Origin of the sequence: Fulvimonas yonginensis (assembly GCF_037137055.1) — a bacterium.
Lineage (GTDB): Bacteria > Pseudomonadota > Gammaproteobacteria > Xanthomonadales > Rhodanobacteraceae > Frateuria_A > Frateuria_A yonginensis.
Genome location: NZ_JBBBNY010000001.1, coordinates 295,711 through 315,872, shown reverse-complemented (window position 1 = coordinate 315,872; position 20,162 = coordinate 295,711). Strand labels below are relative to the sequence as shown.

Genomic DNA, 20,162 nt, shown 5'->3' with positions numbered 1-20,162 from the left:
TACCATGCGCGCCTCGCCACCATCGATCCGCTCCATGGACGCTCTCGGCATCCAGCACTTCGGCGCTTTCCTGCTCGCCTGCATCGCCCTCAACCTGACGCCCGGGCTGGACACCTTCTACATCCTCGCGCGCAGCAGCCGCGAGGGCCATGCGGCCGGGCTGGCCGCGGCGCTGGGCATCAACGCCGGCTGCCTGGTGCACACCTCCGCGGCGGTCGTCGGCATCTCGGCGGTCCTGATGACCTCGGCGCTCGCCTTTGCCGCGCTGAAGTACCTGGGGGCGGCTTACCTGGCGTGGATCGGTCTGCGCATGCTGCTCACGCGCACCGGCGCACCGCGCGCGGCCACCGCGACGCGCGGCGAGGGGGCGGCCGCCGCGTTCCGGCAGGGCATGCTCACCAACGTGCTCAACCCCAAGGTGGCGCTGTTCTACCTGGCCTTCCTGCCGCAGTTCGTGGCGCTGCACGCGGCCCATCCGCAACTGGGCCTGCTGGTGCTGGGACTGAGCTTCATCGGCACGGGCCTGAGCTGGTCGCTGGTGCTCGCGCTACTGGGCGGGCGCATCCATCGCCTGCTGCACACCCGCCCGCGGTTGGGCACGGCGATGGACCGGCTGTGCGGCACGGTACTGCTCGGCTTCGGCGTGAAGCTGGCGCTGCAGCAGCGCGCCTGAGCCCTAGCGGCCCGGGTGACCGGTCGCGTCGTACTCGCGCCCGAGCAGCCCCGGCTTCACCAGCTCGACGAAGGCCCGCGCCTCCGCGCTGAGGGACTTGCCCTTGCGCATCACCACGCCGTAGCTGCGCTGCGGGAAGAAGCGCTTCATGTTGCGCACCGCCAGCTGCGCATGGTCGGCATCAGTGATGCAGATGCCGGTCACGACGGAGATGCCGAGCCCGGCGGCCACGTAGGCCTTGATCACCTCCCAGCCGCCCACCTCGATCGCCACCTGGTAGGGCACCTGACGCTGCTGGAACACCAGGTCGACCAGCCGGTAGGTGGTCAGCCGTTGCGGCGGCAGGATCAGGCCGTAGGGCGAGAGGTCCTCCAGCGCGATGTCGCTTTTGCGCGCCAGCGGATGGTCGCGCGGGGTGATCAGCAGGGGGTCGTAGTGGTACAGCGGCGCCCAGGCGATGTCGTTGGGCACGTCCAGCAGGGAGCCCACGGCGAAGTCGGCCTCGTCTGCGCGCAGCAGCGCCAGTCCGTCGCGCCCGGTGACGCTGGCCAGCTGCAGATGCACCGCCGGGTAGGCCTCGCGGTAGCGGCGCACCAGTTCCGGCAGCAGGTACTGGATGGTGGAGGCGCCGGCGGCGATGGTCAGCCGCCCGGCCTTGAGCCCCTTGACGCGGGCCTGGAAGTCGCGGTCCAGGTTGTCCCAGCCCTCGACCAGCGGGCGCGCCAGCTCGTACAGCGCCTCGCCCGCGTCGGTGAGGTTGATGCGCCGGCGCCGGCGCTCCAGCAGCGGCACGCCCAGTTCACGCTCCAGCGCCTGCAATTGCAGGCTCACGGTGGGCTGGGACAGGAACAGCGCCTCGGCCGCGCGGGTCAGCGTGCCCAGCTTCACGATGCTCACGAAGGCGCGCAGCTGCTTGTGGCGGTTGCCCTTGTAGTAGTAGCGCTCGGCCTCCGCTGCGTCGTCGAGCGTCTCGACGACGCGTTTGCGGGCCACGGGGCGGCGAGCGGGTGCGGCTCGTTTCACGACCAATCCCTCCCTTTGCTGGCCTGAACGCTGCTCTTTCAGCCTACTTTAGGTTTCTCAATATTGCTAATTGAAACATTCGCTTTGTCAAAGCCATGGCCGTCGGCCTAGCGTGGGTGTCCCGACCAAGGAGCTGTCCACATGGCCGTCCCGCAGGAACGACTCGCCACCGGCGCGGTGGCGACGCACGGCGATACCGCCCCCTACCACCGCCTCCTCACACCCCCGGCCCTGGCCTTCCTGGCCGGCCTGCACCGCCGGTTCGAGCCACGGCGGCGCGCGCTGCTGGCGGCCCGCGCCGAGCGCCAGGCCGCCTGGGACGCCGGCCAGCTGCCGGACTTCCGTGCCGACACCCGCGCCATGCGCGAGGGCGACTGGCGCGTGGCGCCGGTGCCTGCCGCGCTGCGCGACCGGCGCGTGGAAATCACCGGCCCGGTCGAGCGCAAGATGATCATCAACGCGCTCAATTCCGGCGCGAAGGTGTTCATGGCGGACTTCGAGGACTCCTCCGCGCCGACCCTGGCCAACCAGCTCGACGGCCAGCAGAACCTGATCGACGCGGTCGCCGGCACCATCGCGTACCGCTCACCGGATGGGCGCGACTACACGCTCGGCGCCGATCCGGCCGTGCTGGTGGTGCGCCCGCGCGGCTGGCACCTGCCGGAGCGGCACCTCGAGGTCGACGGCGAGGCGATGGCCGGCGCACTGGTCGACTTCGGCCTGTTCGCGTTCCACAACGCCCGCGCCCTGCAGGCGCGCGATCGCGGCCCGTACTTCTACCTGCCCAAGCTCGAGGCGATGGAGGAAGCGGCGCTGTGGGACGGGGTGATGGCCCACGCGGAAGCCGAGCTCGGCCTGCCGCGCGGCTGCATGAAGGTCACCGTGCTGATCGAGACGCTGCCGGCCGCGTTCCAGATGCACGAAATCCTGTACGCACTGCGCGAACGCGCCGTGGGGCTCAACTGCGGCCGCTGGGACTACATCTTCTCCTACCTCAAGACGCTGCGCGCGCACCGCGACCGGCTGCTGCCCGAGCGCGGGCAGGTGCAGATGACCGTCCCCTTCCTGAAGGCCTACTCGGAGCTGCTGATCCAGACCTGCCACCGGCGCGGCGCCTTCGCCATGGGCGGCATGGCGGCACAGATCCCGATCAAGGGTGACGAGGCGGCCAACGCGGCGGCGCTGGAGAAGGTCCGTGCCGACAAGCTGCGCGAGGTGAAGGCCGGCCACGACGGCACCTGGGTCGCGCATCCGGCGCTGGTGCCGGTGGCGCAGGCCGTCTTCGACCAGCACATGCCCGGCCCCAACCAGCTCGACGTGCTGCGCGAGGACGTGCAGGTCACCCGCGAACAACTGCTGGCGCCGGCCTGCGGAACGATCACCCGCGAAGGCTTCGACAACAACGTGGAGGTCGCCCTGCGCTACACCGCCGCCTGGCTGGACGGGCAGGGCTGCGTGCCGATCCATCACCTGATGGAAGACGCCGCCACCGCCGAGATCGCGCGCGCGCAGCTGTGGCAGTGGCTGCACTACGCCGCCCGGCCCGGCGAGCGCAACGACTGCGTGCCGCTGGAGTTCGCCGACGGCGCGCCGATCGACATGGCGCTGTTCGACCAGCTCCTCGCCGCGCACGCGCATCGCCTGCGCCACAGCGACCTGCCGGGCGCGCGGCGCGCCGACGAGGCCGCCGCGCTGCTCGCCGACCTGACCCACGCCGACGCACTCGGCGCCTTCCTCACCCTGCCCGCCTACGACCACCTTCCCTGACGAACCCCGTAGGAGCGAGCTGCTCGCGATGCTTTCCGTGACCCGACCAAAGAGCATCGCGAGCGAGACGCTCCTACACGAACGGATACCTACGGAGCGAAATCATGAAGACCAACCTGCCGACTGCCGAACAGATCACCCTGGACTGGACCAACAACCCGCGCTGGGCCGGCGTGCGCCGCAACTACAGCGCCGAGGACGTGGTGCGCCTGCGCGGCACCGTGCCGGTGGAGCACTCGCTCGCCCGCCACGGCGCCGAGAAGCTCTGGCAGCTGCTGCACAAGGAGGAGTTCGTCAACGCGCTCGGCGCGCTGACCGGCAACCAGGCCATGCAGCAGGTCAAGGCGGGCCTCAAGGCCATCTACCTCTCCGGCTGGCAGGTCGCGGCCGACGCCAACCTCGCCGGCGAGATGTATCCGGACCAGTCGCTGTATCCGGCCAACTCGGTGCCACAGGTGGTCAAGCGCATCAACAACGCGCTGTTGCGCGCCGACCAGTTGCACCACGCCGAGGGCAGCGACGAGATCGACTGGCTGGTGCCGATCGTGGCCGACGCCGAGGCGGGCTTCGGCGGCGTGCTCAACGCGTTCGAGCTGATGAAGGCGATGATCGAGGCCGGCGCGGCGGGCGTGCACTTCGAGGACCAGCTCGCTTCGGTGAAGAAGTGCGGCCACATGGGCGGCAAGGTACTGGTGCCCACGCGCGAGGCCATCGACAAGCTCACCGCCGCGCGGCTGGCCGCCGACGTCTGCGGCGTGCCCACGCTGATCGTGGCGCGCACCGACGCCGACGCGGCCGACCTGCTCACTTCCGACGTCGACGACAACGACAGGCCCTTCCTCACCGGCGGACGCACCGTCGAGGGCTTCTTCCGCACGCGCCCGGGCCTGGACCAGGCGATCAGCCGCGGCCTGGCCTACGCGCCTTACGCCGACCTGGTCTGGTGCGAGACCAGCAAGCCGAACCTGGAGGACGCGCGCCGCTTCGCCGAGGCCATCCATGCGAAGTACCCGGGCAAGCTGCTCGCCTACAACTGCTCGCCGAGCTTCAACTGGAAGAAGCACCTGGACGACGCCACCATCGCCCGGTTCCAGCGCGAGCTCGGCGCGATGGGCTACAAGTTCCAGTTCATCACGCTGGCCGGCTTCCACAGCCTCAACTACGGCATGTTCGAACTGGCGCACGGCTACGCGCGCCGGCAGATGAGCGCCTTCGTGGAGCTGCAGGAGAAGGAGTTCGCCGCGGCCGAACGCGGCTTCACCGCGGTCAAGCACCAGCGCGAGGTGGGCACCGGCTACTTCGATCAGGTCACCCAGGCGATCCAGCAGGGGCAATCCTCCACGGTGGCGCTGCGCGGCTCGACCGAGGAGGCGCAGTTCCAGCGCGCCTCGGCGGCCTGAACCCGGCCGCGCTGGGTGGCGCCAACGCGATCGCCAGCCAGCCGGGCCTAGGATCCAGGGAACGCTTGGTGGACGCCACGTGCAGGCTGCCTTTCTCGTCGATCGCGAACAGCAGCACCGCCTGCCCGCCGTAGCGCGCATCGAGATCCCTCCAGCCGAACGCCGGGGTGAGGCGGGTCGCGCGGACCTGCCAGCCGGCGGCCAGCAGCTCGGCGAAGCGGGCGTGCGTCATCGTGTCGCCGAACAGCGGCGGCGCCAGCAGCTTGCCGGCGAACGCCGCCCGGTCGGTGGCCTCGTGCGGCGCGAGGTTGCGCTGGCGGCAGACCTTCTCGCGACCGAACTCGCGCCGGTAGTGCACGCAGGCCAGCGAGTTGCGCTCGCGACGCGTGGACATGGCCAGCAGCCGGCCCAGGCCGGTGAGGTCGAGGTGACGCTCCGCGTGCGGCGAGGCCGGGTTGCCGAAGAATGTGGCGGGCCCCTCCATGCGCGCGTGGCGGATGCCGTCCCAGGAATCGTCCGCCAGCATCACGCGAAAACCGGCATCGGCCAGTGCCCTGCCCACCGCCCGGGCGACAGCGTCGGAACCGTAGATCAGCACGCCGCGCGGCTCCGGCTCGGCCACGCCCAGCCGGCGGGCGAGCGGGCGTGCGGTCGCGCTCTGCAGCACCACGGTACCGATGATCAGGATGAACACCAGCGGCACCATCGCCTCGGCGCCGGCCACGCCCAGCTCCTGCAGGCGCAGTGCGAACAGCGCCGACACCGAGGTGGCCACGATGCCGCGGGGTGCCACCCACGCGATCAGGGTGCGCACGCGCCAGCTCAACGAACTGCCGACGGTGGCCAGCGCCACGGTGAGCGGGCGCACGACGAACTGCGCGATCAGGAACACCGCCAGGCCGGCCCGCAGCAGGCCATCCGGCAGCGGCCAGCGCAACCGCGCCGCCAGCAGCACGAACAGGCTGGAGACCAGCAGCGTGGTGAGGTTTTCCTTGAAGTCGAGGATGTCGTCGATGTGCATGCCGCGGATGTTGCCCAGCGCGATGCCCATCAGGGTGATGGCGAGCAGGCCCGATTCGTGGGTGACCGCTACGCAGCATCGGCGCGATCACCGTGGGCCCGGTCACGCAGGTGAGCGCGCCGAACAGCAGCGCGGTCGGCCACGCCAGGCCCGCCCCCAGGTGCACGGCGAGCGCCAGCAGCAGCACCGCACCGATCGCGCCATAGGTGACCAAGCCGCGCACCGCCCGGCCGATGCCCGGCAGCTCGTGGAAGCGCAGCGTCATGCTGCCGTCGAACAGGATCAGCGCCCGCCAGCGAGACCAGCGGGAACAGCAGGTGACCCAGCAGGGCATCGGGCTGGAACACGCCCGTGACCGGGCCGAGCAGGATGCCGGCCAGCAGCAGGAACAGGATCGCCGGCAGCTTCACCCGCCATGCCAGCCACTGCGCGAGAAAGCGGACGCCGAGCAGGCAGGCCAGCATGAGGCCGGGAGGTAGCGTCATCGGCCGTCCTTCGCTTGCGGGGGCGCCCATTCTGCCCGGGCGCTCCGCGCGATTCGAAGCAGCCACGCGCCCGTGGCTTCGACCCGCCCCGCGAGACCGTCCGGGAGGAGCGTGTTCTTCCGGCAGCGCCGGAGCCGTGGCCGGGGACGGCAGACGCCGCCCGACTCGCAAGGGGCGCCGGAAGGCTTCGGAGGGAAGGGGCCGGCCCCGGTATCGGGCGGGGGGAGGGAGGGGATCCGATACCGGGGCGGCAGGCCGGATGCATTTAAGAACCGGCGGGTGCAGATATTAGACCTGCCGCCGCGGAAGTCAATACCCGCCAGTTCAGAAATACTCAGAAACGCCGGTATTGCAGCGCTTCGGCCAGATGGGCGCGATCGAGCAGCGCCGCGCCACCGTCGAGATCGGCGATGGAGCGGGCCACTCGCAGCACGCGGTGGTAGGCCCGGGCGGACAGGCCCAGGCGCTCCAGCGCCGCCTCGAACCAGCGCCGCTCGGCCGGCCCGAGGGCGCAGTCGCGCTCGAGTTCGCGCGTGCTGATCTCGGCGTTCGGCCGGCCGGCACGTGCCAGCGCCCGCTCGCGGGCCTGTACCACGCGTGCGCGCACGGTGGCCGAATCCTCGTCGTAGACGCTGCGCGGCGCGCCCAGCTCGGCCAGCGGCACGCGCGGCACGTCCACGCACAGGTCGATCCGATCCAGCAGCGGACCGGAGATGCGTGCGCGGTAGCGCTGGATCTGGTCGGGCGTGCAGCGGCAGCGGTCACGGGCGTCCCCGGCATAGCCGCACGGACAGGGGTTCATCGCCGCGACCAGCTGGAACTGGGCGGGAAAGGTGGACTGCCGGGCCGCGCGCGAGACCACGATCTGGCCCGACTCCAGCGGTTCGCGCAGCACCTCCAGCACGTGCCGGCTGAACTCGGGCAGCTCGTCGAGGAACAGCACCCCGTTGTGCGCCAGCGAGATCTCGCCCGGGCGCGGGTTGGAGCCGCCCCCGACCAGCGCCACCGCCGAGGCGGTGTGGTGGGGCGCACGGAACGGGCGCTGGCGCCAGCGCGACGGCTCGACGTGCTGGCCGGCGACCGACAGCACCGCACAGGTTTCCAGCGCCTCGGACTCGCCCAGCGGTGGCAGGATGCCCGGCAGCCGCTCGGCGAGCATGGTCTTGCCGGTGCCGGGCGGGCCGATCAGCAGCAGGTGGTGGCCGCCCGCGGCGGCGATCTCCAGAGCCCGGCGCGCCTGCAGCTGGCCGCGCACGTCGAGCAGGTCGGGCACGCCCGAGGCGCTGGCATGGCCTGCCTCGGCCTGGCCGGGCGCGGCCAGTTCCTGCGCGTCGCGCAACCAGCCGCACACCTCGGCCAGCGTGTCGGCCACGCGCACGTCCGCCTCCGGCACCAGCGCCGCCTCGGCGGCGTTGGCGCGCGGCACCACCACGCGACGACCGCGGGCGCGGGCGCGCAGCAGGGCCGGCAGCACGCCGGACACGCCGCGCAGGTCGCCCGACAGCGCCAGTTCGCCGAGGAACTCGCAATCGTCCAGCTTCTCGCGCGGCACCTGGCCGCCGGCCGCCAGGATGCCCAGCGCGATGGCCAGGTCGAAGCGGCCGCCGTCCTTGGGCAACTCGGCCGGGGCCAGGTTCACCGTCACCTTGCGATTGGGGTATTCGAAAGCGGCGTTCTGGATCGCCACCCGCACGCGATCACGCGCCTCGCGCACGGCCGCTTCCGGCAGGCCGACGATGTGCGTGCCCGGCAGGCCGCCGGACAGGTGCACCTCCACCATCACCTGCGGTGCAGCGACGCCTTCCTGGGCGCGACTCAGGGTGACCGCCAGACTCATGGCGACCCCGGGCGACGCGAAGAAACCGTTGTGGCCGGACGCGGCGCAGGCCCCGGCTGGCCGGAGGCGGGAATCGCCCGGGTAGCCGAGATGCCGGCAGGAGGCCATGGTTCGCGGTGGGGGCCCCGGCCGGGCCGACGGTTCGCGACAGGGTCGCCGGGCGGCATCATTGCGACTCCATCGACGGCAGGCAAAAAAACAACCGCCCCCGATCGCTCTCGGGGTGAGGGTGACGGATCGGGGGCGGCTCCCGGGAGCTGGCTGCTAGAGCCCGCGGGAAGCGGCGTCGGCCTCCAGTTCGGCCACGCGCTTTTCCAGTTCGTCGACCTTGGCGCGGGTGCGCGCCAGCAGTTGGCTCTGGGCTTCGAACTCCTCGCGGGTGACCAGCTGGAGGCGATGCAATCCTTGCATCAGGACATCGTGGAAGTTGGTTCGCAAATCCTGCTGCGCCTGTGCCAACCCTGGCGGTACCAGCGACACAAGTCGCAGGGCAATTCGGTCGATTTCCTGCCGGTCCATCATGGACGGCGCCTCTCGCGGGTCGGAATGAAGTCTATGTATAGGGAACGTGGGTGCGCCATCGGCCGGCTCCGCCAAAGAATGTAGGGATTGTCCTACACACCCCGCCGGGGCGACAGGTCGCGAGGCGGCAGGCACAATGGCGGCCTGCCCTGGAACACCCGAGCGAGGAGCATCCATGAAGCTGGTCGTGGCGGTCATCAAGCCGTTCAAGCTGGACGACGTGCGCGAGGCGCTGGCCGAAGTCGGCGTGCAGGGCATCACGGTGACCGAGGTGAAGGGCTTCGGCCGGCAGAAGGGCCACACCGAGCTCTATCGCGGCGCCGAGTACGTGGTCGATTTCCTGCCCAAGATCAAGCTGGAGGTGGCCGTGGCGGACGACCAGCTGGAACGGGTGCTCGAGGCGATCCAGCAATCCGCCCGCACCGGCAAGATCGGCGACGGCAAGATCTTCGTCAGCCCGCTGGAGCAGGTGATCCGCATCCGCACGGGCGAGCTGGACAACGACGCACTGTAGGCGCAGGCGCCTACCGACCGGGGCACCGGGTGTCAGCCGGCCTGGGTGAAGCGCCGGTGGTGCACCAGCAGACCGGCGTAGTAGCTGATGTAGTAGCCGAGCATGAGGCCCACCACCAGCAGGGTCAGCGGGCTGTTGCCCAGCGGCGCGCCCGGCGCCGCCATCGGCCCGGCGCCACCCGCCTGCGGCAGCAGCACCAGCAAGCGCCAGGCCAGTCGCCCGACCAGCAGGGCGGCCACGGTGGCACCGATCCAGGGGTTGGGCAGGTAGAGGTCCCGGCCTTCGGCGCCGCGTTCGAAGCAGGTCAGGCGCAGGCCGAGCAGGCCCAGGGCCACGCCGCCCACCAGGCCGCCGGCCAGCCCTTCGAGCAGCGGCGGGTCGTGCCACCCGGCGAGCGCGACCAGGCCGGCCAGCAACGCCAGCACCACCACCCGTGCGGTCATCGGCCCACGGCGCACCGGCTGCCGCCCGAACTGGCGGCGCACGCGGCGCCACACGGCGAGCGCCAGCAAAGGCGAGAACAGCGCGGGCACGAGCAGGTTCGGCGCCATGACGGCTCCCGGTCAGGTGGAAGGCGCCAGCCTAGCCGGGCACCGGGCGGGCGCGACAGGCAGGTCACAGGTCGCGGGGCTGACAGCTGTCAACCCGGACGACGGGCCCTACCTGGCCTTGCCCTGGTTGGCCACCGCGGCCATCTTGGCGGCGATCGCGTCCGGGTCGCCCAGGTAGTAGCTGCGCAGCGGCTTCATCGCCTCGTCGAATTCGTATACCAGCGGCACACCGTTGGGCACGTTCATCTCGACGATGGCCTCGTCGGACATGCCGTCCAGGTATTTGATCAGGGCACGCAGCGAGTTGCCGTGCGCGGCCACCAGTACGCGCTGGCCGCTGGCCACCGCCGGCGCCAGCACGTCGTGCCAGTACGGCAGCACGCGCGCGACAGTGTCCTTCAGGCACTCGGTGTCGGGGATCATCGAGGGATCGAGCAGGGCGTAGCGCGGGTCGCGCAGCGAGGGATTGTCGGCGCGCTCCAAGGGCGGCGGCGGGATGTCGTAGCTGCGACGCCAGATCTTGACTTGCTCCTCGCCGTACCTGGCCGCCGTCTCGGCCTTGTTGAGCCCGGTCAGGCCGCCGTAGTGGCGCTCGTTGAGGCGCCAGTCGGTCACCACCGGGATCCACATCAGATCCATCGCGTCGAGCACGCCCCACAGCGTGCGTACGGCGCGCTTGAGCACCGAGGTGTGCGCCACGTCGAAGGTGTAGCCCGCCTCCAGCAGCAGCCGGCCCGCTTCCTTCGCCTCGGCCATGCCCTGCTCGGTGAGGTCGACGTCGGCCCAGCCGCTGAAGCGGTTGTCGAGGTTCCACTGGGACTGGCCGTGGCGGATCAGGACGAGCTTGTGCATGGCGTACGCTTCGCGGCGGGGAAGCGCGAAATGGTGCGGGGTGACCGCGGCGAGGTCAAATCCGCCCCTGCCAGAGGTCATGCCAACCCTGCCGGCCGCGCGCGCATCCAAGCCTGGCATCCCATTCAAGGAGAACCGCTCCATGCGTCGTCACCATCTCGCTTTCGCCCTGGCTCTCGCCTTCTGCCTGCCGCTCGCGGCGGTCGCGGGCGACGACGACATCGACAAGGTCAACGGCACCGCCCGGGTCGAAGCCGGCCAGCATGCCGGCGACGTGAGCACCGTCAACGGCGCGGTGCGCGTCGGCGACAACGCCACCGTGCGCGAGGCCAGCACGGTCAACGGCTCGATCGAACTGGGCACGCACGTGCAGGCCGCCTCGGTGGGCACGGTCAACGGCGCGGTCACGGTCGGCGCCGACAGCCGCATCCAGGGCAAGGTCGAGGCTGTCAACGGCTCCATCCGCCTCGCCCGCAACGTCGACGTGGGCGGGCGCGTGTCGAACGTCAACGGCCAGATCGCACTGGACGGCGCGCACGTGGCCGGCGGCCTGGAGACGGTCGGGGGCGACATCGAGGTGGGCGCCGGCTCCCGTGTCGAGGGCGGCATCCTGGTCGACAAGCCGGGTGGCTGGTTCCACTTCGAGGGTCGTCCTCCGCACGTGGTGATCGGCCCGCACGCGGTGGTGCAGGGCACGCTGGAGTTCCGCCGCGATGTGGTGCTCGAGGTCAGCGACAGCGCGCAGATCGGCCCGGTGAAGGGCGCCACGCCGGTGAAGTTCAGCGGCGACCGGCCGTAAGGCGGAAGCCTAGGTTGAGGGGTGATACCTTCGCCCCTCGTTACCCTTCCCCGAGCCAGTCGCGCGGCTGCAGGTAGTCGACCAGCCGCGCCTCCGGCGAGCCCGGCTCGGGCGTGTAGCCGTACTCGAAACGCACCCGCGGCGGCAGGCTCATCAGGATCGACTCGGTGCGCCCGCCCGATTGCAGGCCGAACAGCGTGCCGCGGTCCCAGACCAGGTTGAACTCCACGTAGCGGCCGCGCCGGTAGAGCTGGAACTCGCGCTCGCGCTCGCCCCAGGGCAGGCCGCGGCGACGCCCGACGATCGGCAGGTAGGCGTCGAGGAAACCCTGCGCCACGTCGCGGGTGAAGGCGAAGCAGCGCTCGAAGCCGCCCTCGTTGAGGTCGTCGTAGAACAGGCCGCCCACGCCGCGCGTCTCGCCGCGGTGCTTGAGGTAGAAGTATTCGTCGCACCAGCGCTTGTAGCGCGGGTATACCTCCGCGCCGTAAGGGGCGCACAGGTCGCGCGCGACGGCGTGCCAGTGCCGCACGTCCTCATCGAACGGGTAGAACGGGGTCAGGTCGAAGCCGCCGCCGAACCACCATACCGGTTCGACGCCGGGCTTGCTCGCCTCGAAGTAGCGCACGTTCGCGTGCGTGGTCGGCACGTACGGATTCTTCGGATGCAGCACCAGCGAGACGCCGGTGGCGACGAAGCTGCCGCCGGCCAGTTCCGGCCGGTGCGCGGTGGCGCTGGGCGGCAGGGTGTGGCCGTGCACGCGGGAGAAGTTCACGCCGGCCTGCTCGAACAGCGCACCGTCGCTCAGCACGCGGGTGCGGCCGCCGCCACCGGCCTCGCGCGTCCAGCGGTCCTCGACGAAACGCGCGCCGCCATCCAGCGCCTCGATGGCGGCGCAGAGGCGGTCCTGCGCCTCGCGCAGGAAGGATTCGGCCTGGTCGGCTTGCTGGCTCATCGAATGATCGGTGCGGACGGGACGGCCGCAGAGCTTAGCAAGCAGGCCCGCGCCGGCGCTGTGGCGCGTCGACGCGGGCCGCTGCCATCAGCTGACCGTGGCCGAGATGAGCTCGAGATTGCGGCCGATGTCGCCGGACAGGAACTTCATCCAGCCCATGTAGTTGGAATGGATCAGGCGGGTGCTATCGCGCTTGACCGCGTACTTGAGGTTCTTGCTGTCCACGTAGCGGATCTGCACCTTGGCGGTGCCGTAGTCGACCTTATGTTCGCCACCCATTCGTCGCGACTGGGGCTGCGTGCACGATGCCGGGCGCTTCGCCGGTGACCGTCCAGCCCCGGCCGATCAGGGCGGCACGGACGGCCTTGTCGACCTGCACCGTTCAGGCCGGCGGGCACGGCGATCGGCTCCGGATCGACCAGCGGCGACTGCCGGAAGGCCATCGTCAACAGCAGCAGGGGGAGCAACACCGGCAGGAGACGGGAACGGGACGTCCTATGTCGTGACGCCGCGTCTCGTGGCTGCCGGAGTCCGCCCCCCCGTGTACGCCGGATGCAACCGGTCAGCTGATCCGTTCGGCCATGCGCCCGAGCCCGACCAACCGTGCCCAGCGCACGCCCAGGTCGATCCACATCAGGTAGGCCGCCTCGCGCAGCAGCCGGACCAGGTAGCGCGGCGTGCACGGCAGCGCGCGTTCGGCCGCCACCGGGCGACCCTCGAAGCCGAGCCGCCGCGCCAGCAACAGGCAGCGCGCCAGGTGGTAGCGGCTGGTCAGCAAGGCCACCGGCGGCAGCGCACCGGTGCTCGCGCCGCGGAGCAGGTCGCGCGCATGGCGCAGGTTCTCCAGCGAATCGACCGAGTCCTGTTCCAGCACCACCTCGACCGCGGCAGGCAGGCCGCGCCGTGCCAGCCAGGCGTAGCCAGCCTCGGCCTCGCTGACCCGCCCGCCGCTGCATCCGCCCAGCAACAGCACCTGCCTCACCTGTCCGGACCGGATCAGCGCCCGTGCACGCGCCAGGCGCGCGCGGTAGTCGCGCTCGGGCCGGTCCACGGCCAACCGGCGGCCGAACACCAGCAGCACCTGGCGTTCGCAAAGCGCCGAGGGCGTGCGCCACGCGATCCAGACCACGTGCAGCAGGTAGCCCAGCCACACCAGTCCGCCGCTCAGCAGCACCGCGAGCAGGGTCACCGCCGCCGCGTGCAGCACGTCGCGGTCGCCGAGGTAACGCCAGGGAGTTCGTGCGGGGCGGGACACGGGGCAGGCACCCGGCGGGGACAAACCACCAGTGTGCGCAGCGGCCGCCGCCGCCGCAATCGTGCACGCGGCCGTCAACTAGATGAACCGGCGGGTGCGGACGGCGGTACCAGGCTAGGCAAGCCCGCACCGCACCGCTAGGCTGATTCGATGCCCGAACCGATCGTCCCGCTCGCCGTCTCCGCGTTCACCGCCAGCTCCGCCCTCGGGCACGGCCTGGCGGCGCACAGCGCGGCCCTGGAGCAGGCCCGCAGCGGCCTGCGCGCCAACGACTTCAGCAGCGCCCCGCTGGCCTGCTGGATCGGCCGCGTGGACGGCGTGGAGCAGGCCGCGCTGCCCCCGGCCTTCGCCCGCTGGGAGTGCCGCAACAACCGGCTGGCCTGGCTGGGCCTGAACCAGGACGGCTTCCTCGATGCCGTGGCGGCGGCACGCACGCGCTACGGCAAGGCGCGCATCGCACTGCTGCTGGGCACCTCCACCGCCAGCATCGGCGCCACCGAGGAGGCCTATCGCCGGCTCGACCCGGACGGCGGGCTGCCGGACGACATGCTGCGCCCGCCGATCCACGCGCCGCACTCGCTGGCCGGCTTCGTCGCCGAGGCGCTGGCGCTGGAGGGCCCCTGCCTCACCGTCTCCACCGCCTGCTCCTCCAGTGCCAAGGTGTTCGCCAGCGCCGAACGGCTGATCCGGCTCGGCCTGGCCGACGCCGCGGTGGTGGGCGGCGTGGACACGCTGTGCGACAGCGTGCTGTTCGGCTTCAACGCGCTGGAGCTGGTGTCGCGTACGCCCTGCCGTCCGTTCGACCGCGCCCGCGACGGCATCTCGATCGGCGAGGCGGCCGGCTTCGCCCTGCTGGAACGCATCGACGCCGCGCCGGCGGCGCCCCGTCTGCTCGGCTACGGCGAGGCCAGCGACGCGCACCACATGTCCACCCCGCATCCGCAAGGCCTGGGCGCCGAGCTGGCGCTGCGCGACGCCCTGGCGCGCGCGGCGCTGGAGCCGGCCCAGGTCGACTACATCAACCTGCACGGCACCGCCAGCCAGAAGAACGACGAGGTGGAGGCCGCGCTCATCGCGCGCGTCTTCCCGCCCTCCACGCGCGCCAGCAGCACCAAGGGCTTCACCGGGCACACGCTGGGCGCGGCCGGGATCGTCGAGGCGGCGATCGCGTTGCTGGCGCTCGAGCACGACCTGGTGCCGGGCAACCTCGGCGGCACCGATCCGGATCCGGCCTGCGGACCGCAGTTCGCCTGGCGCAACGAAGCCCGCCCCGTCCGGGTGGCGCTCAGCAATTCCTTCGGCTTCGGCGGCAACAACGCCTGCCTGGCCTTCGCCCGCGGGGAGGCCGGCGCATGAGCGGCGTGAGCGTCCACGTCGCCGGCGTCGGCGTGTGGTCCCCCGCCCTGGCGGATTTCGCGGCGCTGCGCGCGGCGCTCCGGGGCGAGGCCACGACGCCCCCCGCGGGCCGCCCACCGGCGGCCGTGCTGCCGGCCGGCGAGCGCCGCCGCGCCCCGGAAAGCGTGTTGCTCGCCGCCGAGGTGGCCGGCCAGGCGGTCGCGATGAGCGGCTTCGATGCCGCGACGCTGGCCTGCGTGTTCGCCTCCTCCCACGGCGACCAGGCGATCACCGACTACATGTGCGCCACGCTCGCCACCGTGCCGGCCGAGCTCTCGCCCACGCGTTTCCACAACTCCGTGCACAACGCGCCGGCGGGCTACTGGACCATCGCCACCGGCTGCCACGCGCCCTCCAACGCGGTCTGCGCGCAGCGCGCCAGCTTCGGCGCCGGCCTGCTGGAGGCGGCCGCGCTCGCGGTGGCGGATGGCCGGGCGGTGCTGCTGGTCTGCGCCGACATCGCCGGTAGCGGCCCGCTGGCCGAGGTGACCGGCTGCACGGCACCCTTCGCCAGCGCCCTGGTGCTCACGCCCGAGGCCGCCGGCTCCACGCTGGGCCGACTTGATCTGCACCTTTGCCCGGGTAGCATCGCCGGTGCTTCGGCTGCCGCGGCGGTGCCGCCCGCCTGGCTGGAGGCCAGCCCGTCGGCCGCAGCGCTGCCGCTGCTGGCCCTGCTCGCGCAGGGCACCGGCCGCTGCAGGCTGATGGCCGCCGCTTCGCTCGGCATGGACGTCCACTGGGAGGAACGCGCGTGAACCCGAACCTGCCGCGCTGGTGCGTGCTGATCCCCTGCCTCAACGAGGAGGCGGCGATCGAACAGGTGGTGACCTCGGCGCTGGCGCTCAACGTGCCGGTGATCGTGGTCGACGACGGTTCCGACGACCGCACGCCCGAGATCGTCGGCGCGCTGCCGGTCACCCTGCTGCGCCACCCGCAGCGGCGCGGCAAGGGCGAGGCCTTGCGGCACGGCTTCCGCGAGGCGCTGCGCCAGGGTTTCGACGCGGTCGTCACGATGGACGGCGACGGCCAGCACCTGGCCAGCGACATCCCGCGCATCGTCGCCGCGGCGCAGCGCTACCCCGACCACATCGTGATCGGCGCGCGCCTGCTGGACCGCGAGCAGCAACCCAAGAGCCGCCGCCGCGCCAACGCCGTGGCCGACTGGGGCATCTCCTGGGGCTGCGGCCTTCCGGTGGCCGACACGCAGAGCGGCCAGCGCTGGTACCCGCGCGCGGCGCTGGAGCTGGTCGACCTGCCGGCGGAGAACTTCGTGTTCGAGGCGGCGATCCTGATCGCCGCCTGCCGCGAGAAAGGCCTGGGCGTGGTCTCCGTGCCGATCGCCTCGCGCTACCACGGCAACTTCCGGCTCAGCCACTTCAGCCCGGTGCGCGACGTGGTGCGCATCACCACCTACACCTTCGGCCGCGTCGTGCACTACGGCCGCATCATCGCCAGCTACCGCCGCTCGCACGACACCCCGCCGCTGGTGATCGACGACGAGGGCCTGCTCGCGATCGAGGCCGGCGAGCCGGCGGGCGCGGCCCGCTGAGGCGCGCTTCGCGCCACCCACGCCGCGCGGCGCCCCCGGCACCCGGCAGAGGTGCCGCCTGCGCGGCGCGCGCAAGGCTCAGGCCATGCCGCCGTTGACGCCGATCACCTGCCCGGTGATGTAGCCGGCGGCCTCGGAGCAGAGGAAGGCCACCAGCGCGGCGACCTCTTCCGGCCGGCCCGCCCGCTGCGCGGGCACCAGCTCGCGGAGGCGTTCGGGCGGAAAGTTCTCGCCGATCATGCGGCCCTCGATCACCCCGGGCGCCACCACGTTGGCGGTGATGCCGCGTGAAGCCATCTCGCGCGCGAGCGACTTCACCGCGCCGTGCAGGCCGGCCTTGGCGGCCGCATAGTTCGCTTGGCCGCGATTGCCCAGCTGTGCGCTGACCGAGCCGACCGCCACCACGCGGCCGAAGCGTGCGCGCGCCATCGGCAGCAACAGCGGCTGGGTGACGTGGAAGAAGCCGTTGAGCGAGACCTCGATCACGTGCCGCCATTGCGCGGCGTTCATGCCCGCCATCGGCGCGTCGTCGTGCACGCCGGCATTGTTGACCACGGCGTGGATCGCGCCGTCGGCGAGCAACGCCTCGAGCGCCGCGCGGGTGGCCGTCTCGTCGGTCACGTCGAAGGCCACCGCCTGCGCCCACCCGCCCGCGGCGCGGATCGACCCGGCCACTTCCTCGGCGCGGGCCACGGCACGGTTGGCGTGCACGGTCACCTGGTAGCCGGCCTCGGCCAGTGCGCGGCAGATGGCGCCGCCGAGGTCGCCGCTGCCACCGGTGACCAGGGCGCGGCGCGGGCTGGGTACGGAACTCATGTCGGACTCTCCGGATGGATCACGGCGGCGCGTCCGCTGGCGAGCTCGCGCCCGGCCTGCTCGATGCGGAACGCGTACTGGGCGCCGCCCGGGTCGGCGTAGAGGCATTCGGCATGGACGTCCAGACGTCCGTCGCCTGGCACGTACTCGACCGCCAGCACGACATCGCGCAGGCTCACCAGCATGCCCGGACGCGCCGCCTCGACGCCGCGCGCGCGGGCGCGCAGTGCGCCGTGCACGGCCATTGCCTGCGCACCGTACTCGGCCAGGTGCACCGCGTGCAGGCCGCCGACACCGCGCAGCGGGTGGTCGGCGCGGCGGTGCCCTTCGCTCGTGGCATGGATGGTGGCCTCGTCCCAGGCGAGCACCGCGTCGAGCAGGCACATGCCGCCGGCGTGGGGAACGAGGTGGGCCCAGTCACTCTTGTACAACATGTCCGTCGCGCGCGTGCGGTGCCATCAGGATGGAAAGACAGAAGTGGAAGGCCACGCCCAGGCTCACGGTGAGCCCGATCGCGCGCAGTACGGGAATGCTCGCCCAAGCCAGCATGCCGAACACCAGCAGCGCCGAGAGCACGCAGACCAGGGTCGCGTGCAGCGTGCGTCGCTGCTCGGCCGGGTCGCCGGTGTCGCGCTCGAAGAACAGCGCGTAATGCAGGCCCAGGCCACCAGCCAGGATCAGCGCGACCAGATGGAACAGCGAGATCTCCACGCCGGCGACGCGCTCGACCGCCAGCACCAGGAAGGTGGCGAGGGTCATCGGCGCCAGCACGTGCCATGCCCGGCGCAGGCTGCGCAGCGACAGGCTGATGGTCAGCACCAGCAGCAGTGCGGCGCCGGCCAGCGCCTGCAGGATGCGGGTACGGTAGGCGGCCACCAGCGATTCGGACGCCTGCTTGAGATCGAGCAGCCGCACCGCGCCGCCGCTGCCCTGCGCCAGCGCGCGCAACGCCGCCACGTCGCGCAGGCCGCTGACCGTGCCCAGGCCCAGCCAGTGGCCTTCGCGCCGGACCAGCATCGCGGCCAGCCGCTGGCCCAGTGGGCTGGCGGCGAACGCCTGCGGGGTGAGCGGCCGGAGCGTGCGCGCCGCTTCCACGTCCGCCACGAACGGCGCGAACAGGTCGGGACGGAACGGCAGGCCGGCGCTGGCCTGGGCCAGCGCGCGTTCCAGCGTGGCGCGGTCGGGCAGCCGGCGTTGGCGCTCGCGCTGGGTCGCCGCGCTGGGCAGGTAGCGCGACGGCAGTTCGATCGCGTCGGCTGCCCCGCGCGCGACCAGCGCATCGACCTGCGGCTCCAGGCGCTCGGAACGCTCCAGCACGCCTTGCGCGGTGGGCGCCTCGATCACCAGCAGGTAACGCACGTCCGGCGCGCCCAGGGCGGCGCGCAGGCGCGCGTCCCGCTGCAGCAGATCGGCCGGCAGCGGGGTCAGCGCGGCCAGGTCGTTCTGCCAGAAGCGGCCGGGCGCGATCGCCAGCAGCACGGCGGCCAGCACCGCCACCAGCGGCGCGATCCAGCGGGGACGCGGCAGCCGGTCCACGAAGCGGCGCGCGCGCACCAGCCAGGGCATGCCGGCGACGTCGCGCGCGTGGGCCGGCAGCAGGTGCGGCAGCAGGTAGCGCGTGCTGAAGCCGGCGGCGAGCAGGCCGGTGATGGTGAACACCGCCAGCTGCTGCAGGCCGTTCACGCCGGAGGCGTAGAAGGCCAGGTAGGCGATGCAGGCCGAGGCGATCGCGGTGAGCAGCAGCGGCCACAGGTCGCGCACGCTGCGCACCGCGTCCTCGCCGGCGCGGCGATGGCTGAGTACACGGATGGGATACTCCTGCGCCACGCCGAGCAGGGTGAAGCCGAACGCGAGGGTGATGCCGTGCACCTGCGGGTAGACCAGGGTGAGCGCGGCGATGCCGGCCAGTGCGCCGCTGGCGACCGGCAGCGCGGCCAGCAGCAGCGAGGCGACGCTGCGGTAGGCGAGCAGCAGCAGCAGGACGAAGCCGACCGTGGAGATGCGCCCGATCCAGTCCGCCTGGGTGCGCGTCTGCGCGCTGGCCACCACGCTGAAGTAGCCCGGGCCGGACAGCACCAGCGTGGCACCGGCGCTGCCCGGCAGCGCGCGGAACGCCTGCTCGATGCCGGCGATCGCCTGACGCTGCGCCTCCGGATCGAAACCGGCCGCGCGCGTCTGCACCAGCAGCAGTGCCTCGCCCTGCGGCGAGAACCACACGCCCTCGCGCACCCGTGGCGCGCGCGGCGGGGCCCAGCGCCGGGCCAGGGCGAGCGTCTCCAGCGTCGGGTCGCGCGGCAACAGGCCCTCGAGCAGGCTCGCCGCCGGCGAGGACAGGTCGTCCAGGCGCTGCTGCAGCTGGTCGGCCAGATAGGCCTCGTCCAGCGGCTGCCTGTCCAGCGTCGGCGAGAGCAGGTAGCGGTAGGGGAGCAGCCTGGTATCCAGCGTGCCGAGGTCGAAGCTGCCGTTGACCACCTGGGTGTAGCGCGGATCCGCGGAGAGCCGGGCGACCAGACCGCGGCTCAACCCGGCCAGGGTGGCCTCCGGCTTGCCGCCGAGGGCGACCAGCAGCAGCCGCGAGCCGGGGCCTTCGCCGACCTGCTCCATCAGCAGGCGCTGGTCCGGCGTGGTCGGCGCCGGCATGAAGCTGCGCAGGTCGCTGCTGGCCTGCAGCCGCTGCACGACCAGCCAGCCGAGTCCGGCCAGCGCCAGCAGCCAGGCCGCCAGCAGCGCGACACGCACCCCGGTGCGCAT

The 20,162-nt window shown here is 72.1% G+C and carries 19 protein-coding genes and 1 pseudogene; 8 read left to right on the top strand and 12 right to left on the bottom strand.

What is annotated here, in order from left to right:
* Window positions 1-34: 34 nt before the first annotated feature.
* A complete protein-coding gene (locus WAT24_RS01405) occupies window positions 35-673 on the top strand; it encodes a LysE family translocator (protein ID WP_336806019.1) in 639 nt (212 codons plus the stop codon).
* Between the two features lie 3 nt (window positions 674-676).
* Here the strand turns inward: WAT24_RS01405 and WAT24_RS01400 are convergent, their stop codons facing one another.
* Window positions 677-1,666 (bottom strand): LysR family transcriptional regulator, encoded by a 990-nt coding sequence (locus tag WAT24_RS01400; protein WP_336806018.1) that lies wholly within the window; start codon window positions 1,664-1,666, stop codon window positions 677-679.
* Window positions 1,667-1,837: 171 nt separating this feature from the next.
* Here WAT24_RS01400 and aceB point away from each other — a divergent pair, with 171 nt between their 5' ends.
* The gene (aceB, locus tag WAT24_RS01395; RefSeq protein WP_336806017.1) at window positions 1,838-3,463 is read left to right on the top strand and encodes a malate synthase A; all 1,626 of its coding nucleotides are present in this window, start codon (window positions 1,838-1,840) and stop codon (window positions 3,461-3,463) included.
* 104 nt (window positions 3,464-3,567) lie between these two features.
* Entirely contained in the window at window positions 3,568-4,863 is a 1,296-nt protein-coding gene (aceA, locus tag WAT24_RS01390; RefSeq protein ID WP_336806016.1) for an isocitrate lyase, read from the top strand.
* Window positions 4,864-4,873: 10 nt separating this feature from the next.
* On the opposite strand, the pseudogene WAT24_RS01385 reads toward aceA, so the two are convergent.
* From WAT24_RS01385 to WAT24_RS01375, 3 genes and pseudogenes are all read right to left on the bottom strand, one after another.
* Window positions 4,874-6,369: pseudogene (locus tag WAT24_RS01385) on the bottom strand (cation:proton antiporter); the annotation flags it as partial.
* A 334-nt stretch (window positions 6,370-6,703) separates the two neighbouring features.
* Window positions 6,704-8,206, bottom strand: a complete 1,503-nt coding sequence (locus tag WAT24_RS01380; protein ID WP_336806015.1) for a YifB family Mg chelatase-like AAA ATPase — start codon at window positions 8,204-8,206, stop codon at window positions 6,704-6,706.
* 264 nt (window positions 8,207-8,470) lie between these two features.
* The gene (locus tag WAT24_RS01375; RefSeq protein WP_336806014.1) at window positions 8,471-8,728 is read right to left on the bottom strand and encodes an accessory factor UbiK family protein; all 258 of its coding nucleotides are present in this window, start codon (window positions 8,726-8,728) and stop codon (window positions 8,471-8,473) included.
* Between the two features lie 175 nt (window positions 8,729-8,903).
* On the opposite strand from WAT24_RS01375, the gene glnK reads away from it, so the two are divergent.
* Window positions 8,904-9,242, top strand: a complete 339-nt coding sequence (gene glnK / locus WAT24_RS01370) for a P-II family nitrogen regulator (RefSeq protein ID WP_336806013.1) — start codon at window positions 8,904-8,906, stop codon at window positions 9,240-9,242.
* Window positions 9,243-9,274: 32 nt separating this feature from the next.
* On the opposite strand, the gene WAT24_RS01365 is transcribed toward glnK, so the two are convergent.
* Together WAT24_RS01365 and gpmA are read right to left on the bottom strand one after the other, a co-directional pair.
* The gene (locus WAT24_RS01365; protein ID WP_336806012.1) at window positions 9,275-9,793 is read right to left on the bottom strand and encodes a CcdC protein domain-containing protein; all 519 of its coding nucleotides are present in this window, start codon (window positions 9,791-9,793) and stop codon (window positions 9,275-9,277) included.
* 108 nt (window positions 9,794-9,901) lie between these two features.
* Window positions 9,902-10,645 carry a 2,3-diphosphoglycerate-dependent phosphoglycerate mutase gene (gene gpmA, locus WAT24_RS01360; RefSeq protein WP_336806011.1) on the bottom strand — a complete coding sequence of 248 codons (744 nt, stop codon included), beginning with the start codon at window positions 10,643-10,645 and terminating at the stop codon, window positions 9,902-9,904.
* 142 nt (window positions 10,646-10,787) lie between these two features.
* On the opposite strand from gpmA, the gene WAT24_RS01355 reads away from it, so the two are divergent.
* Window positions 10,788-11,444, top strand: coding sequence for a DUF4097 family beta strand repeat-containing protein (locus WAT24_RS01355; RefSeq protein ID WP_336806010.1), 657 nt, complete (start codon window positions 10,788-10,790; stop codon window positions 11,442-11,444).
* A 40-nt stretch (window positions 11,445-11,484) separates the two neighbouring features.
* Here WAT24_RS01355 and hemF read toward each other — a convergent pair whose 3' ends face one another.
* The 3 genes from hemF to WAT24_RS01340 form a co-directional block, all read right to left on the bottom strand.
* Window positions 11,485-12,396, bottom strand: a complete 912-nt coding sequence (gene hemF, locus WAT24_RS01350) for an oxygen-dependent coproporphyrinogen oxidase (protein ID WP_336806009.1) — start codon at window positions 12,394-12,396, stop codon at window positions 11,485-11,487.
* Between the two features lie 87 nt (window positions 12,397-12,483).
* Complete coding sequence (locus WAT24_RS01345) at window positions 12,484-12,675, bottom strand: hypothetical protein (RefSeq protein ID WP_336806008.1); 192 nt, start codon at window positions 12,673-12,675, stop codon at window positions 12,484-12,486.
* Window positions 12,676-12,958: 283 nt separating this feature from the next.
* Entirely contained in the window at window positions 12,959-13,651 is a 693-nt protein-coding gene (locus tag WAT24_RS01340; protein WP_336806007.1) for an ElyC/SanA/YdcF family protein, read from the bottom strand.
* A gap of 150 nt (window positions 13,652-13,801) precedes the next feature.
* Between WAT24_RS01340 and WAT24_RS01335 the strand changes: the two genes are divergently transcribed.
* From WAT24_RS01335 to WAT24_RS01325, 3 genes are read left to right on the top strand one after another with little or no spacing between them, the layout of a single operon-like run.
* Window positions 13,802-15,007 (top strand): beta-ketoacyl-[acyl-carrier-protein] synthase family protein, encoded by a 1,206-nt coding sequence (locus WAT24_RS01335; RefSeq protein WP_336806006.1) that lies wholly within the window; start codon window positions 13,802-13,804, stop codon window positions 15,005-15,007.
* The gene (locus WAT24_RS01330; RefSeq protein WP_336806005.1) at window positions 15,004-15,801 is read left to right on the top strand and encodes a beta-ketoacyl synthase chain length factor; all 798 of its coding nucleotides are present in this window, start codon (window positions 15,004-15,006) and stop codon (window positions 15,799-15,801) included. Before WAT24_RS01335 ends, WAT24_RS01330 begins: the two co-directional genes overlap by 4 nt.
* Window positions 15,798-16,595: a glycosyltransferase family 2 protein gene (locus WAT24_RS01325; protein WP_336806004.1), complete on the top strand. Its 798-nt coding sequence runs from the start codon at window positions 15,798-15,800 to the stop codon at window positions 16,593-16,595. Before WAT24_RS01330 ends, WAT24_RS01325 begins: the two co-directional genes overlap by 4 nt.
* A gap of 78 nt (window positions 16,596-16,673) precedes the next feature.
* Here the strand turns inward: WAT24_RS01325 and fabG are convergent, their stop codons facing one another.
* The 3 genes from fabG to WAT24_RS01310 are packed head-to-tail and all read right to left on the bottom strand — an operon-like array spanning window position 16,674 to window position 20,162.
* On the bottom strand, window positions 16,674-17,411 hold the full coding sequence (fabG, locus tag WAT24_RS01320; RefSeq protein ID WP_336806003.1) for a 3-oxoacyl-ACP reductase FabG: 738 nt from the start codon (window positions 17,409-17,411) through the stop codon (window positions 16,674-16,676).
* Complete coding sequence (locus WAT24_RS01315) at window positions 17,408-17,845, bottom strand: hotdog family protein (RefSeq protein ID WP_336806002.1); 438 nt, start codon at window positions 17,843-17,845, stop codon at window positions 17,408-17,410. The genes fabG and WAT24_RS01315 overlap by 4 nt, the downstream gene beginning before the upstream one ends.
* Window positions 17,829-20,162 carry an MMPL family transporter gene (locus tag WAT24_RS01310; RefSeq protein WP_336806001.1) on the bottom strand — a complete coding sequence of 778 codons (2,334 nt, stop codon included), beginning with the start codon at window positions 20,160-20,162 and terminating at the stop codon, window positions 17,829-17,831. Before WAT24_RS01310 ends, WAT24_RS01315 begins: the two co-directional genes overlap by 17 nt.

Coding starts and splice junctions, on each gene's coding strand:
- fabG (WP_336806003.1), bottom strand. CDS start 17,411: ATGAGTTCCGTACCCAGCCCGCGCCGCGCCCTGGTCACCGGTGGCAGC.
- hemF (WP_336806009.1), bottom strand. CDS start 12,396: ATGAGCCAGCAAGCCGACCAGGCCGAATCCTTCCTGCGCGAGGCGCAG.
- WAT24_RS01375 (WP_336806014.1), bottom strand. CDS start 8,728: ATGATGGACCGGCAGGAAATCGACCGAATTGCCCTGCGACTTGTGTCG.
- WAT24_RS01310 (WP_336806001.1), bottom strand. CDS start 20,162: ATGCGCACCGGGGTGCGTGTCGCGCTGCTGGCGGCCTGGCTGCTGGCG.
- WAT24_RS01330 (WP_336806005.1), top strand. CDS start 15,004: ATGAGCGGCGTGAGCGTCCACGTCGCCGGCGTCGGCGTGTGGTCCCCC.
- gpmA (WP_336806011.1), bottom strand. CDS start 10,645: ATGCACAAGCTCGTCCTGATCCGCCACGGCCAGTCCCAGTGGAACCTC.
- WAT24_RS01405 (WP_336806019.1), top strand. CDS start 35: ATGGACGCTCTCGGCATCCAGCACTTCGGCGCTTTCCTGCTCGCCTGC.
- glnK (WP_336806013.1), top strand. CDS start 8,904: ATGAAGCTGGTCGTGGCGGTCATCAAGCCGTTCAAGCTGGACGACGTG.
- WAT24_RS01365 (WP_336806012.1), bottom strand. CDS start 9,793: ATGGCGCCGAACCTGCTCGTGCCCGCGCTGTTCTCGCCTTTGCTGGCG.
- WAT24_RS01345 (WP_336806008.1), bottom strand. CDS start 12,675: ATGGGTGGCGAACATAAGGTCGACTACGGCACCGCCAAGGTGCAGATC.
- aceA (WP_336806016.1), top strand. CDS start 3,568: ATGAAGACCAACCTGCCGACTGCCGAACAGATCACCCTGGACTGGACC.
- WAT24_RS01355 (WP_336806010.1), top strand. CDS start 10,788: ATGCGTCGTCACCATCTCGCTTTCGCCCTGGCTCTCGCCTTCTGCCTG.
- WAT24_RS01335 (WP_336806006.1), top strand. CDS start 13,802: ATGCCCGAACCGATCGTCCCGCTCGCCGTCTCCGCGTTCACCGCCAGC.
- aceB (WP_336806017.1), top strand. CDS start 1,838: ATGGCCGTCCCGCAGGAACGACTCGCCACCGGCGCGGTGGCGACGCAC.
- WAT24_RS01315 (WP_336806002.1), bottom strand. CDS start 17,845: ATGTTGTACAAGAGTGACTGGGCCCACCTCGTTCCCCACGCCGGCGGC.
- WAT24_RS01380 (WP_336806015.1), bottom strand. CDS start 8,206: ATGAGTCTGGCGGTCACCCTGAGTCGCGCCCAGGAAGGCGTCGCTGCA.